Raw genomic sequence first — 15,523 nt, forward strand, 5'->3', positions numbered from 1 at the left:
ACCGACTATTTGCAACAGTGCCGTAAAAACTGGCTATTCGCTGACACACGCAAAGGCGCAGAAGCCAGTGCTGCTTGTTACTCATTAATTGAAACGGCCAAAGCCAATAACTTAGAACCGCAAGCCTACATCAAACATATTCTGGACCACATCGCGACTGCCGACACGCTTGAGAAACTTGAACTACTGCTGCCATGGAATGTAAAGCTGGATTAAGCTAAGTCATAGTTTACAAGGGTGCTGATTTAAGGGCGCTTACGGGAAAAGATCTGAAGGTGCAAAGGTAAATGTGCGGCTAATGAAAGTGAGTTATGCGTGCCGGTATCAGGATTTTGTGCAGATGCCCGCAATCCGATTAAAGGGATTATGGCTGGAGGCCGCCGGTTTTAACGTGGGTGCCGAGATGGAAGTGCGGGTGATGGACGGGTGTATTGTGCTGATGGCAAGGCAGGTACAGATAAGAGAAATAGCCAGGGTAAATGGAGTTTAGTGGAGATTACTGAAGCCATAAAAATGGCCTCAGTAATAACTGAAAAACATACCTCTAATCATGTACAATAGTTAATATGCCCAACAAATTAACTCAGAAAAAGCAAAAACTATTTCACACCAATGCCATTAATCTTTGAATAAAACCAGCTAAAATATCTTTCAATAATAACCATCAAAAACAAGGAACCGAAGAAAGCAAAACAGAGACTTAATACTGACAAATTCAATCCTATTTTTTTGATATATCGCTGAAAAACACAAGAAATAGCGGGTGTAATAAATACACACCTAAAGAATATTTTTCACCGCATAAAGAAAAATACGACTTATTATTAGATATATTCGTCAAGCACAAGCCTAGAACGCCCACAGAAATAAGTAAAACCCCTAAAGGAAACTGCCTTTCATGTAAATCAAATCCATATTTAAAATATAAAAAAGAAGTTTCAGAAACAACAAAAACTAAACCAAAAAAAATCATCACAATATAATTAAATGAAGAAAAACGCTGAAGATAGTTATTTTTAGCAAACTTAAATCCAATAAAAAAAATGGGAAATGCAAATAACAACCTAAAAAGGTAATAGGCTTCAGTTTTTGTCCCTGACGAATTAACAATATCAAAAACCCAAAACAAAGCTATCAATACAACAGAAAAAAATGCAACTGATAAACGACTACCATTATTAATGGCATATCCTAAAATCAAAAAAGCCACAACAAGAGAAACTAAAAACCAAAGATGAAAGTAAACACCGCCAACAAATGAATTTAAAGAAAATATACTATTCCCAATACTACCAGAAGATAAAAACGATTTAATCACCCTCAAAGGCAAATAAATTAAAGATATCCAAAAAAGAATTGATATTAATTTATTCACACGTTTTGTAATATCAAAAGCATTAGAAAGACCAAAATAATATCCAGATGTAAGAAAGAAGAATGGAAGAGCCCAGCGAGAGATATTGCCAAAAACCCCGCCCAAATAATATCCAAACTCTGGGTAAGTACCAGAATGCACCAAGACAATGCAAAAGGCTGCTAAAATTTTAGCTTTGTCTATAGAGAAATTTCTCACTTAATTACACCCCTTTAAGTAAATAAAATTTACAGCATTAAAAATTCACGCATTGTGCGATAAGCTATATAATAAATACAAAGCTATAACAGGAGGGTCAGCATATGAAACGAAGAGAATTGCTTACAAAAATCGCATTACTATCTGGCGGACTAATCGTATCATCTAAATCACAAAGTACAGAGCAAAAAATATTTCACAATAACAATATAATCACATGTAATAATATCAATGAATTAAGACAACTAGGAGCTCAACATAACAACCAAATAATATACTTAGTTTCTTATTATGGGAATAATAAACCCATTACAGGAGGAGGATATTTTTACTATGATGATAAAGATGAAGCAACACCTGATAATGGAGGCTCCTGCTTTGTCACAAAAACAGGAGCCAGATTCAAAAGAATAATAAAAGGAACTATCTCACTTTCAGAATTTGGTGCAGATGGATCAATAGAAAACGACGATAATGCAAAAAATAACGCGTTGTTATTTTGTGAAGAAAATAAAATAAATTTAATTATAGAGCCGGGAAGATATAATTTCAAAACACCCTTAGAGTGGAACCCTCAAAAATACTCTATAATTGGAAATGGCGAAGCAATATTTAACTTCAGTAACTGCAAGGAGAATGAATACGCTATAATAGTTAAAGGAGATGATAATTCATCAGGTGAAGTATGGAATGCATTAATACACAAAATGTCAAATCTAGTGATAGAAGGTAAAAAGGGAATTAATGGAATTATAATAAATCAAGAAAAAAACAAAAGCACTCCTGGTGTTTCATTTGAGCATATAGCAGTTAATAATTTTGATAATAGCGTTTTATTTGGAGATAACGAATGGTGTATATCATTCACAAAATGCATCTTCCGAGGAAGAAATAATGAAAAAACAACATTTATAACAGTTAACAAAAAATATAATGCTTGCGAAAACCAATCATTCACAGAATGTATATTTAATGGTTGTAATAATGCAATAGCAATTCGTCATATCCATGGTAGCTGCGAGATTAACTTCAATAAATGTTCATTTGATTATTGCAGCAAGGTATTAACAATAAACAATCCAGAAGCTAAAGGTATATGGAGATATAACCAATGCCACTTTGAAGATAATGGGGAGCAAGAACAATTCACAGTTAATAGTGAAAGAGCAAGTTTTTATATAGATATAATTGGATGTGACTGGTATTTCACAAACAACATACCATTAACTATCGGTACATTTAAAAGTAAAAACAAATCATCTAGATTAACCATCAGAGATATAAAAATCCCCATTTATAGTACATCTGCGGATAGAAAAAAATCCAATTTAATCAATGTGATAGACAAAAACATAAACTGTACATTTGATGGAATATCGTTGGAATCATCAGAGAATGATTATTTTAACGTATTTAGCCTTTCGCAAAATTTAATAATAGCAACAGAAAGTAACAGAGATAATTTAGTAAAGGAAATACCAGAATGGTCTTTTTCAGACCATAGCATATTTCTCAACCCTACAGAAAAAGAACACTACGAAGCAAAAATCAGGCAAAACAAAAAATTCTCAATATCAGGAAACGTATTTCTGACAGAGAAAACAGAGAAATCTTTCGTTGAAATCTCATACATAGATAGTAAAGGGAAAGAAATACAAAAAGACATAATAACATTACCTAACAAACATAATACATGGATTCGTTTTGGTAAAAACCTAACATCACCACTGGGAACTAACCTAATTTTAATTTCAGGTTTACGGCAAGATTTTAAAAACAAAAATTCGCAAATGATTGCTAATGACTGGACTGTTGAACAATATTAAAAATTAGCATGGCGAGTATTACTCGCCATGCTAATTAATTCACAGGTTGCCATTGACATGTCAGAAGCTCAACACAACATCTGAATACATAATCATCTAAAAACATATTTAAAAAACGCTATATATTATTCATGCAATCATCTAAAGGTAATATAAAAAAACCATGATGAAAAAATATCTAAATGATAGAAATTATCAGTAAATAACTCTTTTCTTTTCTTTGAATTCATTCCACTTTTCAGTTACATAATTGTCAATTTGTTGATTAAATCTAGCGACTGAAAACTTTTGAGCATGCATACGGCAATTCGCTGGGGTAAATACTTCACTAGTTTTCTCGAAGCTATTTACAGAATCAATAATATCATTTATCTTTTGTTGGCTAAAAAACATTCCAGTCGGATTATCTTGCCCATATGGTCGCACAGTTTCTAAAGAGCCTCCTTTACCAAAAGCGATAACAGGAGTTCCACATGCCTGAGCTTCAACAGGTGTTATACCAAAGTCCTCTTCAGCTGCAAACACAAAGGCTTTTGCACTTTGCATATGTTTAAGCATTACCTCATTGGACTGATAGCCCAATATTTCAATGTTTTTGGTTGCCTTTGACTTAATTTTCGCCATCTCAGGACCATCCCCAACAACAACGAGCCGTTTATCAGGCATATGGCTAAATGCTTCGACAATTACATCAATACGTTTATAAGGAACTAGTCTAGAAGCAGTAAAGTAATAATTTTCCTTATTCTCATTTAAAGTAAATCGCTCTACATCAACTGGTGGATAAATGACATCAGCGTCACGGCCGTAGAATTTTTTTATACGACGAGCAATAAACTGAGAGTTAGCAATAAAATGATCGACACTATTAGCTGTACGACAATCCCAAATTCTCATTTTATGAAGAACTATACGGGCTAAGAGGCTTTTCAACCCATTAGACATGCCAGCCTCACGAAGGTACTGATGTTGCAGATCCCATGCATAACGTATCGGTGAATGAACATAGCTAATGTGAAGTTGATCTGGTCCAGTCAATACCCCTTTAGCAACAGCATGACTACTTGATAAAATTACATCGTGCTTTGACACATCAAGTTGCTCTATGGCAAGTGGCATTAATGGTAAGTAACTCTGATATTTGCTTTTTGACTTAGGTAATTTTTGAATAAACGTAGTTGTAATATCTTTATTTTTGAAGTGTTTTTTATTTTCTGCGGAAAGGAAATCAACAACAGCATAAAGACTAGCATCAGGAAAAACATTCAAAAACTCAGCTACAACCTTTTCTGAACCAGCATACGTAACAAACCAATCACCAACTATACCAACATCTAAATTAGAATTCATATTTTCCATCAACCGAATACGTTGGGTAAAACATCAACAGGCATACTTTCAAAACTCAGCCACGCAACAAACGTAATATTTCTTCTTTTTTGTTAAGCATTAAATCAATATCATTTCTTGACTCAACATTAAGCCTAACTACTGGCTCAGTATTAGAACTCCTCAAATTAAAACGCCAATCATCATACTCTATACTAACACCATCTGTGTTATCAATAATATTAGCGTCTGATTGATAGTTCAATCTAACTCTCTCTATTGCAGATTTAGCATCAGATAAGACACTATTTATTTCTCCAGATGCAGGGTATGCAGCCATGCGATCAGCAACCAATTGTCCGAGAGTTTGATTTTTAACACAAAGAAGTTCTGACACTAATAACCATGGTATCATCCCACTATCACAGTAGGAAAAGTCACGAAAATAATGATGTGCACTCATCTCTCCACCATATATTGCATCCTCTTCCCTCATTCTTTCTTTAATAAAAGCGTGTCCTGTTTTGGATAAAATAGGCACTCCCCCGGCTTTAGTCACAATATCAATTGTATTCCAACTTAACCGCGGATCATGGATAATACGTGAGCCGGGATGCTTTTCAAGAAAAGCTGCCGCCAATAGACCCACAATATAATATCCCTCAATAAATTGACCGTGCTCATCAAATAAAAAACATCTATCAAAGTCACCATCAAAGGCAATTCCCATATCAGCATTATACTTTATAATAGCTTCAGTAGTATCTTTACGGCATTCTGGTAATAAAGGATTTGGAATACCGTTGGGAAAGTTACCATCAGGACTGTGATGAATCTTAATAAACTCAACTGGAACTTTAGCCGTTAAAAACCGGCTCTCGATTGCATCAATCACATGACCAGCCGCCCCATTTCCAGAATTAAAAACAAATCTAAGAGGCCGTGTAAATTTACTAAAGTCTACATAACTTAATAATTTATCAATGTATGCATCAAGAATATTATTTTTTTGATAAAATCCTCTTTGATTTTGTTCTACCTTCGCAAAGTTATTACATTCAGCAATTCGCTGAATGTCATGCAATCCAGTATCCCCACTTATTGGTCTCGATTGCTCCCTTACAAGTTTCATTCCGTTATAATCTATAGGATTATGACTGGCCGTAACTTCTATGCCGCCATCGACATTCAAATATGAAGTTTCAAAATATATTTCCTCTGTTCCGCAGAGGCCAATATCGATAACATCTACTCCAGAGTCTTGCAAACCATTAGCCAAAGATAGCTTGAGACTTTCACTAGTCAGTCTGACATCACCACCAATTACCACCGTCTTAGGTTTGAGAAACTCTCCGTATGCACGACCAATTCGATAGGCAATGTTATCATTGAGTTCTTCACCTAACTTACCACGAATATCATATGCTTTGAAACATGTTAATTTAGAAGACATACTTACCTCTTTACATTATTCCATAATGATCTTTGATTCTAATAATATCGTCTTCACCTAGATATGAACCTGATTGGATTTCAAGCAACTCTAGCGGAATCTTTCCTGGATTCTCCAACATATGTTGTGAACCAATGGGAATAAATGTTGATTGATTTTCAGTCAATATAAATACTTTTTCATTAAGTGTTACCTGAGCTGTCCCAGACAATACAACCCAGTGCTCGGCACGATGATAATGTAATTGCAAAGAAAATTTACCACCCGGCTTTACGGTAACTTTATTAATGTTATAGCGAGATGAACGTACTATCTGGTCACTTCGTCCCCATGGGCTATAAGATTCACGATGTAAACGAGATTCACGGCGACCATGTTCTTTCAAGTATTTTACTATTTCTTTGACATTTTGAACTTTAGATTTATCAATAACAAGAATTGCATCCTTAGTACTGACAATTACAAGATTCTCAACTCCGACAGCAGCCACGAACTGTTCTTCAGTATTGATATAGCAATCTTTAGTATCGTGAACAAACACATCACCTTTGAGAGCATTGTCTTGCTCATCTTTATCGTTCACATCCCATAAAGCAGACCAAGAACCAACATCGCTCCAACCTGCATCCAATGGAACAACAATAGCCGAAGAAGTTTTCTCCATAACAGCATAATCAATTGATTCATCGGGACATTTCATAAATGAATCTTTATCAACACGAATAAAATTTTGCGAAGAATCAGAAGACTGGCCAGCCATTGCTTGCTGGCAAGCAGCTAAAATATCAGGTCTGTGGGTAGAAAGCTCTTCGAGATATCGCTTTGCACGGAAAAGAAACATTCCACTGTTCCAATAATAATCATTACTGCTTAAATATAACTTGGCAGTATCTAAATCAGGTTTTTCTACAAATCTTTTCACCTTATACGCAATAGATGAATCTTCATTAACTTCTTCACCTCTTTGTATATATCCATACCCCGTTTCAGGTGATTTTGCAATTATTCCAAAAGTAACAAGCTTTCCTCGCTCAGCATGAGGAATAGCATTTTTAATAGCATCATGAAAAGATTTTTTATTCTGTATAATATGATCCGCAGCCAAAACCAAAAGAAGTGGATCATCATCCATTGACATAGTTGCGTTAATTGCGGCCAAAGCTATAGCTGGTGCTGTATTTCTTCCAGAAGGTTCTAAAATAATATTTTTGGATAACTGATTATTTTGACGTAATTGCTCTGCGACTAAAAAACGATGCTGCTCATTACAGATAACTAATGGCTCTTTAGTATCTAAACCAATCAATCGGTTAATAGTTTCTTGCAGCATTGAGTCATTTCCGCTTAACCTCAAGAATTGTTTCGGATACAATTCTCTAGACATCGGCCATAAACGACTACCGGTACCACCGGCCATAATAACAGGATAAATCAAACATCACCCCCAATAATTATTTAGCTTGATTAGTATTTTTAAAAGCAATTTGGATTGTTATTCCTAAAAATACAAGCCAAAACTCTCTTTCAAAAGGAGCACCGACCAATCCAAATAAAAGCATACTTAATGTGCTCATATATACGTAAATAGAGAGATCATCTTGCCAATTGATTTTAGATGCTTTTTTACATAAAACAAATAAAGCAATTACTCCCAAAACCCCAAACAGACCAAATGTATATATGAATATATTGTCAGCAGAAGCGAAGCGTAAAGCATTTTCATCGAATTGCTGATAAAACAATGATAATGCTGTACCTATCCCTCCCATTCCAGCCCCCATAATGACATTACCTTTATGTAAAATAAAAGATAAAGATTCAGGCCACATCCATGTCATGCGCTCATAAATAGTTTCAGTAGTAAGTAACCATGACCCACCTCGATTACCGCTATACACCAAAGAGTCAGAATACGAAAGGGATAAAATAGGAAGTATAATATCAATAATCAGCACGATTATTAATATTTTATGGAGCATGATTTTTTTATTCGTATAAAAAAACAATAGAAGCCCCACTGCTGCTAAAGAAAAAATAGCACCTTTAGTTGTGGTTAAAACAAGTAAGATAAAAGTAACGACAAAAAATATCACTTTGATTTTTTTTGTTTTGGCGACACAGATAAGATAAACACCAATTGCAAGAAGTTGAGTCGCAACTGAATAAGATGCTACAGAGAAACCAGCATAACGAGTAACATCATATGTAGTCCATTCCTTTGCAATATAAATTGCCCCCCCATCAATATCCATTACCGCACCAGCCCATGGATATTGGATTACAACATTTAGCAGTACACCGATAGATATCATTGCCCATATGATAATAAGTGTCTTGTACATACCGCCATTAATCAGTTTTTCTCCATAGTACAGACCAAAGGCAAATGGTACTAGAATATAAATACAAAATAAAACCTGTGATAAATTACCAAATACATATAGACCATATATAGAGGAAATAAAAACAGCAATAATAAAAAATACTGTTTGCTTATTTATTTTTCTAGTCAAAAAAACACTAACAATGATACTTATTAATAACGCAAATTTTGGTATATAAAATAAAAAACCGACACCTGCAAGATTGAGAATCCATTTTAATGGTGCATAAAAAGTACTCCAAAGAAGAAATATAACAAACACAGCCCTAGCCATGCTAAGTGACGTGGTTTTATTAGCTGATGTGTATATATTTATCATTTCAAACCTTTTTATCAAAAATTATATAATCAACATAATAACGACCAATAATCAAAATTATTAAATACACTTCTTTATAATATCTAGGTACTTCTCAGCACCAACATTCCAAGAGTGTTGCATTGCTGTATTTCTTGCATTTAGAGATAGACTTGAATATTTATCAACGTTGTTGATAAGTAACATTATTTTCTCTGCAATATCTTCGGAAGATATATTAATAAAGTATCCATTATATCCATCAGATAGATATTCAGGAATACCTCCCACTCTAGTCATTAAGACAGGTAAACCACAAGACATGCTTTCCAAACCAACTAGTGGCCAAGCTTCATATGAACTTGGTAGAGCAAACACATGTGAACGATGATACAGTTGAACCAACTGCTCCCCAAGCAACGTCCCCCAAAATTTGACTCTGTGAGAGACATGTAATTGCTTAGCCAGATCCTCATATTTTTTCTGGTTACTACCTGCACCACCAACTACATTAAGTTTTACTTGTTCCGGCAACAGGGTTAAACTTTCAATGATAAATTTTAACCCTTTTCTTTCAAACTCATGCCCAACAAATATAATATTAAAACAATGGTCATCAATTGTATGTTCGCGGAAAGGAAACTCTTCAAGATTAACACCATTATTTATATAGACTAAATCTGACTTTCTATTACAATATCTCGCAGCCTCATCTAATGTTTTTTTTGAAACTGCTATTATTTTTTTATTTTTAGCTGTTGCCAGGAGATAACGCTCTCTTGCACTTCTAAAAAGAAATACTGGATTAAAAAACCTCTTTGTTTTTAATAGAAATGGCTTTTCGTTATTCTCGAAACAAAAAACATTATGTAATACATATACATCTCCACAAAAGCTCTCTAAATTATGATTAAGAACAATTTTGTCACCTTTTATTTTAAATAACTCAATACATGATAAAAATGAAAAAAGAAACATTTGCGTGAAGTGTCTTATCGTTTTAGTTAACTTATTACCAGGCACCCATTTCTTTAATTTATTACCGAATAGAGTATATTTCAAAGTAATGTTATCTTCCGAGACAGCACATTCGGCATCAGTGATTATAATCACTTTATAACCTTTTTTGGCCATACATTTGCTTGTTTCAGTGACAACTCGACCACCACCTGTATCACCGGCATCGCGAGATATTTGGACAATAATTGGGAAACTGTACATAATTCCTCTATCTATTTATCAGATTTATCAGATTCAATTAATTTAAACATTTTTTCTGTTCGTGAAGCATATGTATACTCCTTAGCTAAAAGATCAATTTTCTCTGGTGCAATCACGTCTCCTGCGAGGATCTCTTCTATAGCGGCTATAAAATCTTCACTACTACTAGCTATCTTTACACACCCAGAAAACTCTTTTATAGAAACGAGGTCTACACTTACAACATTTTTTCCTGCAGATAGATACTCGAAAAACTTCATTGGGAACATAGATGCTGTATATTCATTAATATTATTAGGTAAGAGGGCAACATCCATCGCTTTTAAATATGCTGGTAGTTGCTTATATGGACGAGCGCCTATTATATGTATATTAACTTTATCATTAAGAAGTTTGGCATCTGTCGATGGATCGCCTTCACCTATGTCCCCAATTAAAACTATAGACCATTCTGGATGAGCATCAGCAATAGCAGCCAATAACGGAAAATTAACTTTATAACCACTAATTGCACCTATAAATCCTAAAACTGGTTTTTTTATATCTCTCATATCGTCAGGAATTCCCAGCGACTCATCTTTAGCTATATTGAAATGCTCATAATCTGCAACATTAGAAAAGTAGTATACATTATTGCTCCATACTTTACGTGTTTTAAGTAAAGTTGGTGATGTGACAAAAGTAATATTTACTCTTCGGACTAAATCTTCTTCTGCATTTTCTAAAATATCTACGGGCATACCTGGCTGAGCTTTAATTTCATCAACGCAGTGATATACAGAATAATTAAAATTTTCAACATTCAAAAATCGAGTTGTTAGAGGATTATAAGTCCATAACATGGGTTTTTTGAAGCCTATAAAAGATGACCAAATCTTTAATGTTGAACTCAGTAGTATTTTATTAATAACACGAATAAAAGAAAATTTATTGAACGGTATAGATATAGGTGACCAAACCCAGATGTTATCTCTGACTTTTCTGGGAGGCTTAATACCTTTTATTATACGTCGATAAATTCTGCTCAAATCTTTTTTATTTATACTTGGTTGTCTTAGCCCCAGTGACTCGATATAAAGAACACGGTGCCCGCGCTTAGCTAACTCAACTGTGACATGCTGCTTATTAGTCCAAAATGGATTATCCCAATCAGCTGTTGATAGTACAACTATATCTTCTTTCATTGAAATTACGCCTTTTTTTTATTAAATAAATTTAGAAAACTAAATCTTAACTCTTTGAAAGAGAAAATCCATATAACAAAAAAACAGAAGAAAACGATCGAGTTAACAAATAGATTAACTACTTCAAAAGCACTATGACTCACCGAACCATATATTTTATAAAAAATGCCATAAATTATAATCCCTGCTGCCATTTTAAGAACCGAACTATGTAAATTTTTATGTAATCCAAGAAAAAAAGCACTAGTCAGCAGGAGAAATAAGCCATAAGCAGAACATCCTAATCCTATACCAAAAGCACCAAATGATTTATAAGTAATGATGTTAACTATTGCATTTCCAAACAACGACAAAATCATCACAATCAATACTTGCTTGTTTCGTAGTTGCGCGCTTAGCGCTTTAATAAAAATATAACCAATTACTTGAGCCCATAATCCAATGCTCATACCTTGAAGATATGATGAGGTCATTTCTACTGATGTAGTATCGAATGCTCCTCGCTGAAATAGAACTATAACTATAGATTTCGAGTAGCACATTAAGAAAAACGAAACAGACATACCTAATATAACTAGCAAAGTATAAATTTTACTCAACTTTTCCTTAATATCTTCACTTGTCAGCCCTGACCACGCAGATAAACCTGCAAACGCAATAGGTACAGAAAGAAAGAATATTACTGTTTCAGTTATAAATTTAGCATAATCCAAAGATGATATAGCATCTAAACCGACCAGAGATGAAAGAGCACGCTCCAGAGTGATATTACCTTGCAGTATAATTGGTAATAATAATAATGGCCTTAGCACCTTCCAAAAATCATTCAACACAAGTCTTATATCTACTGCAACTAACTTTTTTGGCCTAGCCAAAATAACATCAGAATTTTTTCTTAATAAAGACCAAACAAAAAAATAAATATAGCTACCAGTAAACCCCCATGCTAAAAGCTCATATTTATCAAAATAATATGCAGTTACCGCCCCTAGTAACATACCAACATTTTGAACAGGATTCCTCATAGACATGGGCTTAAAATCATCGTGCGCCATTGAAACATAATTCATGAGAGCCGAGCAAAGATAAAATGGGCAACAAACCGCCATGATCTTTAATAATGAAACAGATATTATTTTTGTTTTCTCATCAATACCAGGAGCCAATATTGATACCCAAAATGGTGAATAAAAAAATAAAATACAAAAAATCAACATTGATATCATCAGAAAAATAAAGAACATACACCATTTAAATGTATTTGCTTTATTCTGATCTTCCAATAAATATTTTTTGTAGAGAGGAATAAATGCTGAATTCAAACTATCACTAGTCATGAAGTTTATGGGAACTAAAGTACCTGATTGAGCAATCCTGTACCCGCCATTAATCTCTCCAGTCCCAAAATACTTTGACATTAAGACTTCCCTGAGAAGACCTAATGCTTTAGAAAGAATATTACCGCTAAGAATTTGCTGTATGGCTTTTTTCACTTTTATTTCCTGACTTTATCAGTATATATTAACTGTAAATACCTATCAGTAGCATAGGACAGTGTATTTTGTGCTAAAATATATGAAAAGCGTTTCTCTCTATCATAAGATTTCAATAAACCATAGATTTCGCTAGCAATATCCTTATATTCTTCCGGATTTACCTTAATAACTTTATCCGATGCAGAAAAAGTTAGATGCTTAGAAATAATTACAGGTAACCCTGAACTCATTGCCTCAAGGACATTCAGTGGCAAACCTTCAACCCGTTTAGTTAAAAATACAAAAACATCCGACGCCTGCATTAACCTCGCTAACTCACAACGTTCTTTTCCTCCTAGAAAAATTATATTTTTTGAAATACCTAAATCAGATGCTAATTGACTTAGACGTCCAGCTTCCTCTCCATCACCACAGACTAAATAATAAGAATTATTAGTTAGCGTGCGAAATAACTTTAGCCGGGCGCAGCTGGTTAAGCAGCGATGGCGTCATCGGATATACGTTCACCAGCTTATCAATATCGTAATCGCTGTCTGTCGGATGAATAACATCCTTGCCTGAAGTACTCAGCCCCTGCCCCGGGACGACGGTACAGCCGCTTAATAGCCCCACAGCCAGCGCCAGTGCAGTCAGTTTCACTAATCGTTTTTCCATGGTTCACACACCATCTTTATTTCTAATTAATGCTCTGGCTGCCGTACCGCGGCCAGTCGCCAATGCCCATAAATCCGCACAACATTTACTGTGCGCCACAATAAGACTCAATACACTACTCACCCGAGGATACCTTCATTCACTGTGTGAACTACGGCCTGCCAGCCGGCATGCCTAACCATACTGGCAACCCAGGCGGGATACCAGACTAAAATACAACCATTTACCGATGGTTATTGCCGGAAAGTGATAATTTCACAGATTAACAGTCAACAACACCGCATTTATACCGAAAACCGATATCCGGGCACGCTACCGCCCCTGGCTTATCAGCTACCAGTCCACTGCACCGCATTGCTAACATATTGTCGGAAGAAAGAAGTAAAGCCGGATACACTCCCGGCAGCAGGCACAGATCGCATACCGGGTTATTAACCACGACAGCACGATCGCTCACAAATTTGCTGCCCGGTGTACTATGCTGAATTACCGGTAACAACCACAGCCCGGTTTTCCGGGGGGATCACTATACGCCCCCTGTCAGGCCAGGAAAGGACAATCACGATTACCGGCATTTTGTTGTTACCGGTAATATCGGGTAATCGTAATCAAAGGCACAATTACCATAGCGTTATTGTCCCGATATATTACCAGTACGGCTTTGTTAATGGAATGGTCGCCTCCCATCTCTTGTGCCACAGTGGGACGATAAATCGTCACTCATTGAACGGAGCGCTGCTATCATGAACGTTAAAACTATTGGAATCGATTTGGCAAAAAACGTTTTCCAGATCCATGGGGTTGACGAGCACGGAAAACGGTTGTTCAACAAACAACTCAGACGGGCACAAATGGCCTCCTTTTTTGCCAACATCCCACCCTGTTTGATCGGCATGGAGGCCTGTGCATCTGCTCATTTCTGGGCCAATAAACTGATATCGATGGGCCATAATGTCAAACTGATGGCCCCTCAGTTCGTCAAACCCTATGTTAAAACCAATAAGCATGATGCTGCAGACGCTGAAGCTATTTGTGAAGCCGTCACTCGACCTAACATGCGGTTCGTGCCGGTCAAAACCGCTGAGCAGCAAGCCGTATTGGCACTTCACCGGAGTCGTCAGAGCTTCATCAAACAGCGAACCGCACAAGCCAATCAAATCAGGGGGTTATTGGCCGAATTTGGCATTGTCGTCCCCCGAGGTATCCAGCAGCTACAGCGACGATTACCTGAGCTCGTGGAAGATGCGGATAACCCGTTACCCGTCCTGTTTCGTACACAGCTGAGTCTACTACAGCACCACATGGCGTACCTGTTCGATGTCATCGCTACACTCGACAAGCAGATTGAGCAGTGCTATCGGCAAAATGCTCTCTGCCAGCGTATCGGCAAGATCCCTGGTATTGGCCCTGTTACCGCCAGCGCGCTGATTGCGACCATTGGTAAAGCCAACAATTTCGAGAATGGCCGACAACTGGCTGCCTGGCTCGGATTGGTTCCACGTCAGCACTCCAGTGGGGGTAAACAAGTCCTGCTCGGGATAAGCAAGCGAGGTGATACCTATTTGAGGACCTTGCTTATCCATGGTGCCAGGGCGGTATTGCAGTCGGCCAAACATAAACAGGATGCCGTATCGAGCTGGGCTAACCAGCTAATGGCGCGCCGGAATAACAACATTGCCTCGGTAGCATTGGCTAACAAGAATGCGCGGACTGTGTGGGCGCTCCTGGCCAAAGAGCGGGAGTATTGTGCACCAATAATAAGCGCTTAAGTTGCTTAATCAGTAAGACAGAAACAACACCACCGATTGCCCAGGCAAGCATGAAGTGATGGCAAGACAGGTCAGACCGCGATGGGGAAAACCCGGTTTATTCAAGGCTCCTGAAAGAGCGCTTTGTTGATAGAGGCCTCCATCAGCGTATTCCATCAGGGACAGAGGTATTTTACATCACCTCGGCAAAGTCCGGATCTATGGCTGCAATCGATGACCAGTAAAGCCACCACAACATATTTAGCTTGGCAAACAGGAGGCGACCATCTATGAATAAATCGAACTTTTGCTGAGTTGAAGGATCAGATCACGTATCTTCCCGACAACGCAGACCGTT

The 15,523-nt window shown here is 36.4% G+C and carries 12 protein-coding genes and 2 pseudogenes; 4 read left to right on the forward strand and 10 right to left on the reverse strand.

What is annotated here, in order from left to right; translation table 11 throughout:
- On the forward strand, nucleotides 1-216 hold a 216-nt coding region (locus KHQ23_RS16810; RefSeq protein WP_211776973.1), incomplete at its 5' end, for a transposase domain-containing protein.
- Between the two features lie 82 nt (nucleotides 217-298).
- On the forward strand, nucleotides 299-490 hold the full coding sequence (locus KHQ23_RS16815) for a SymE family type I addiction module toxin (protein ID WP_052141459.1): 192 nt from the start codon (nucleotides 299-301) through the stop codon (nucleotides 488-490).
- Between the two features lie 231 nt (nucleotides 491-721).
- On the opposite strand, the gene KHQ23_RS16820 is transcribed toward KHQ23_RS16815, so the two are convergent.
- A complete protein-coding gene (locus KHQ23_RS16820) occupies nucleotides 722-1,573 on the reverse strand; it encodes an acyltransferase (RefSeq protein ID WP_061361645.1) in 852 nt (283 codons plus the stop codon).
- Nucleotides 1,574-1,677: 104 nt separating this feature from the next.
- On the opposite strand from KHQ23_RS16820, the gene KHQ23_RS16825 reads away from it, so the two are divergent.
- Nucleotides 1,678-3,399 (forward strand): hypothetical protein, encoded by a 1,722-nt coding sequence (locus KHQ23_RS16825; protein WP_059336843.1) that lies wholly within the window; start codon nucleotides 1,678-1,680, stop codon nucleotides 3,397-3,399.
- A 195-nt stretch (nucleotides 3,400-3,594) separates the two neighbouring features.
- Here KHQ23_RS16825 and KHQ23_RS16830 read toward each other — a convergent pair whose 3' ends face one another.
- The 9 genes and pseudogenes from KHQ23_RS16830 to KHQ23_RS16870 form a co-directional block, all read right to left on the reverse strand.
- Nucleotides 3,595-4,749, reverse strand: coding sequence for a glycosyltransferase family 4 protein (locus KHQ23_RS16830; protein ID WP_049110302.1), 1,155 nt, complete (start codon nucleotides 4,747-4,749; stop codon nucleotides 3,595-3,597).
- A 55-nt stretch (nucleotides 4,750-4,804) separates the two neighbouring features.
- Complete coding sequence (cpsG, locus tag KHQ23_RS16835; protein WP_211776972.1) at nucleotides 4,805-6,181, reverse strand: phosphomannomutase CpsG; 1,377 nt, start codon at nucleotides 6,179-6,181, stop codon at nucleotides 4,805-4,807.
- 10 nt (nucleotides 6,182-6,191) lie between these two features.
- Nucleotides 6,192-7,616, reverse strand: a complete 1,425-nt coding sequence (locus KHQ23_RS16840) for a mannose-1-phosphate guanylyltransferase/mannose-6-phosphate isomerase (RefSeq protein WP_059336844.1) — start codon at nucleotides 7,614-7,616, stop codon at nucleotides 6,192-6,194.
- A gap of 16 nt (nucleotides 7,617-7,632) precedes the next feature.
- Nucleotides 7,633-8,883 (reverse strand): hypothetical protein, encoded by a 1,251-nt coding sequence (locus KHQ23_RS16845; protein ID WP_047694917.1) that lies wholly within the window; start codon nucleotides 8,881-8,883, stop codon nucleotides 7,633-7,635.
- A gap of 60 nt (nucleotides 8,884-8,943) precedes the next feature.
- Nucleotides 8,944-10,083: a glycosyltransferase family 4 protein gene (locus tag KHQ23_RS16850; protein WP_059336845.1), complete on the reverse strand. Its 1,140-nt coding sequence runs from the start codon at nucleotides 10,081-10,083 to the stop codon at nucleotides 8,944-8,946.
- 11 nt (nucleotides 10,084-10,094) lie between these two features.
- Nucleotides 10,095-11,267 (reverse strand): glycosyltransferase, encoded by a 1,173-nt coding sequence (locus KHQ23_RS16855; RefSeq protein WP_047694913.1) that lies wholly within the window; start codon nucleotides 11,265-11,267, stop codon nucleotides 10,095-10,097.
- A gap of 5 nt (nucleotides 11,268-11,272) precedes the next feature.
- The gene (locus KHQ23_RS16860) at nucleotides 11,273-12,760 is read right to left on the reverse strand and encodes a lipid II flippase MurJ (protein WP_049110297.1); all 1,488 of its coding nucleotides are present in this window, start codon (nucleotides 12,758-12,760) and stop codon (nucleotides 11,273-11,275) included.
- 2 nt (nucleotides 12,761-12,762) lie between these two features.
- Nucleotides 12,763-13,179 (reverse strand): annotated as a pseudogene (locus KHQ23_RS16865) (glycosyltransferase); the annotation flags it as partial.
- Between the two features lie 19 nt (nucleotides 13,180-13,198).
- Nucleotides 13,199-13,417: pseudogene (locus KHQ23_RS16870) on the reverse strand (polysaccharide export protein Wza); the annotation flags it as partial.
- Nucleotides 13,418-14,160: 743 nt separating this feature from the next.
- On the opposite strand from KHQ23_RS16870, the gene KHQ23_RS16875 reads away from it, so the two are divergent.
- Entirely contained in the window at nucleotides 14,161-15,186 is a 1,026-nt protein-coding gene (locus KHQ23_RS16875) for an IS110 family transposase (RefSeq protein WP_001101446.1), read from the forward strand.
- Nucleotides 15,187-15,523 lie beyond the last annotated feature (337 nt).

The organism is Klebsiella sp. 64, from assembly GCF_018223915.1.
Lineage (GTDB): Bacteria > Pseudomonadota > Gammaproteobacteria > Enterobacterales > Enterobacteriaceae > Klebsiella > Klebsiella pneumoniae.

Excerpts from the sequence above, each read along its gene's own strand:
- KHQ23_RS16825 (WP_059336843.1), top strand. The coding sequence starts at position 1,678 with ATGAAACGAAGAGAATTGCTTACAAAAATCGCATTACTATCTGGCGGA.
- KHQ23_RS16845 (WP_047694917.1), bottom strand. The coding sequence starts at position 8,883 with ATGATAAATATATACACATCAGCTAATAAAACCACGTCACTTAGCATG.
- KHQ23_RS16850 (WP_059336845.1), bottom strand. The coding sequence starts at position 10,083 with ATGTACAGTTTCCCAATTATTGTCCAAATATCTCGCGATGCCGGTGAT.
- KHQ23_RS16830 (WP_049110302.1), bottom strand. The coding sequence starts at position 4,749 with ATGAATTCTAATTTAGATGTTGGTATAGTTGGTGATTGGTTTGTTACG.
- cpsG (WP_211776972.1), bottom strand. The coding sequence starts at position 6,181 with ATGTCTTCTAAATTAACATGTTTCAAAGCATATGATATTCGTGGTAAG.
- KHQ23_RS16855 (WP_047694913.1), bottom strand. The coding sequence starts at position 11,267 with ATGAAAGAAGATATAGTTGTACTATCAACAGCTGATTGGGATAATCCA.
- KHQ23_RS16815 (WP_052141459.1), top strand. The coding sequence starts at position 299 with ATGAAAGTGAGTTATGCGTGCCGGTATCAGGATTTTGTGCAGATGCCC.
- KHQ23_RS16875 (WP_001101446.1), top strand. The coding sequence starts at position 14,161 with ATGAACGTTAAAACTATTGGAATCGATTTGGCAAAAAACGTTTTCCAG.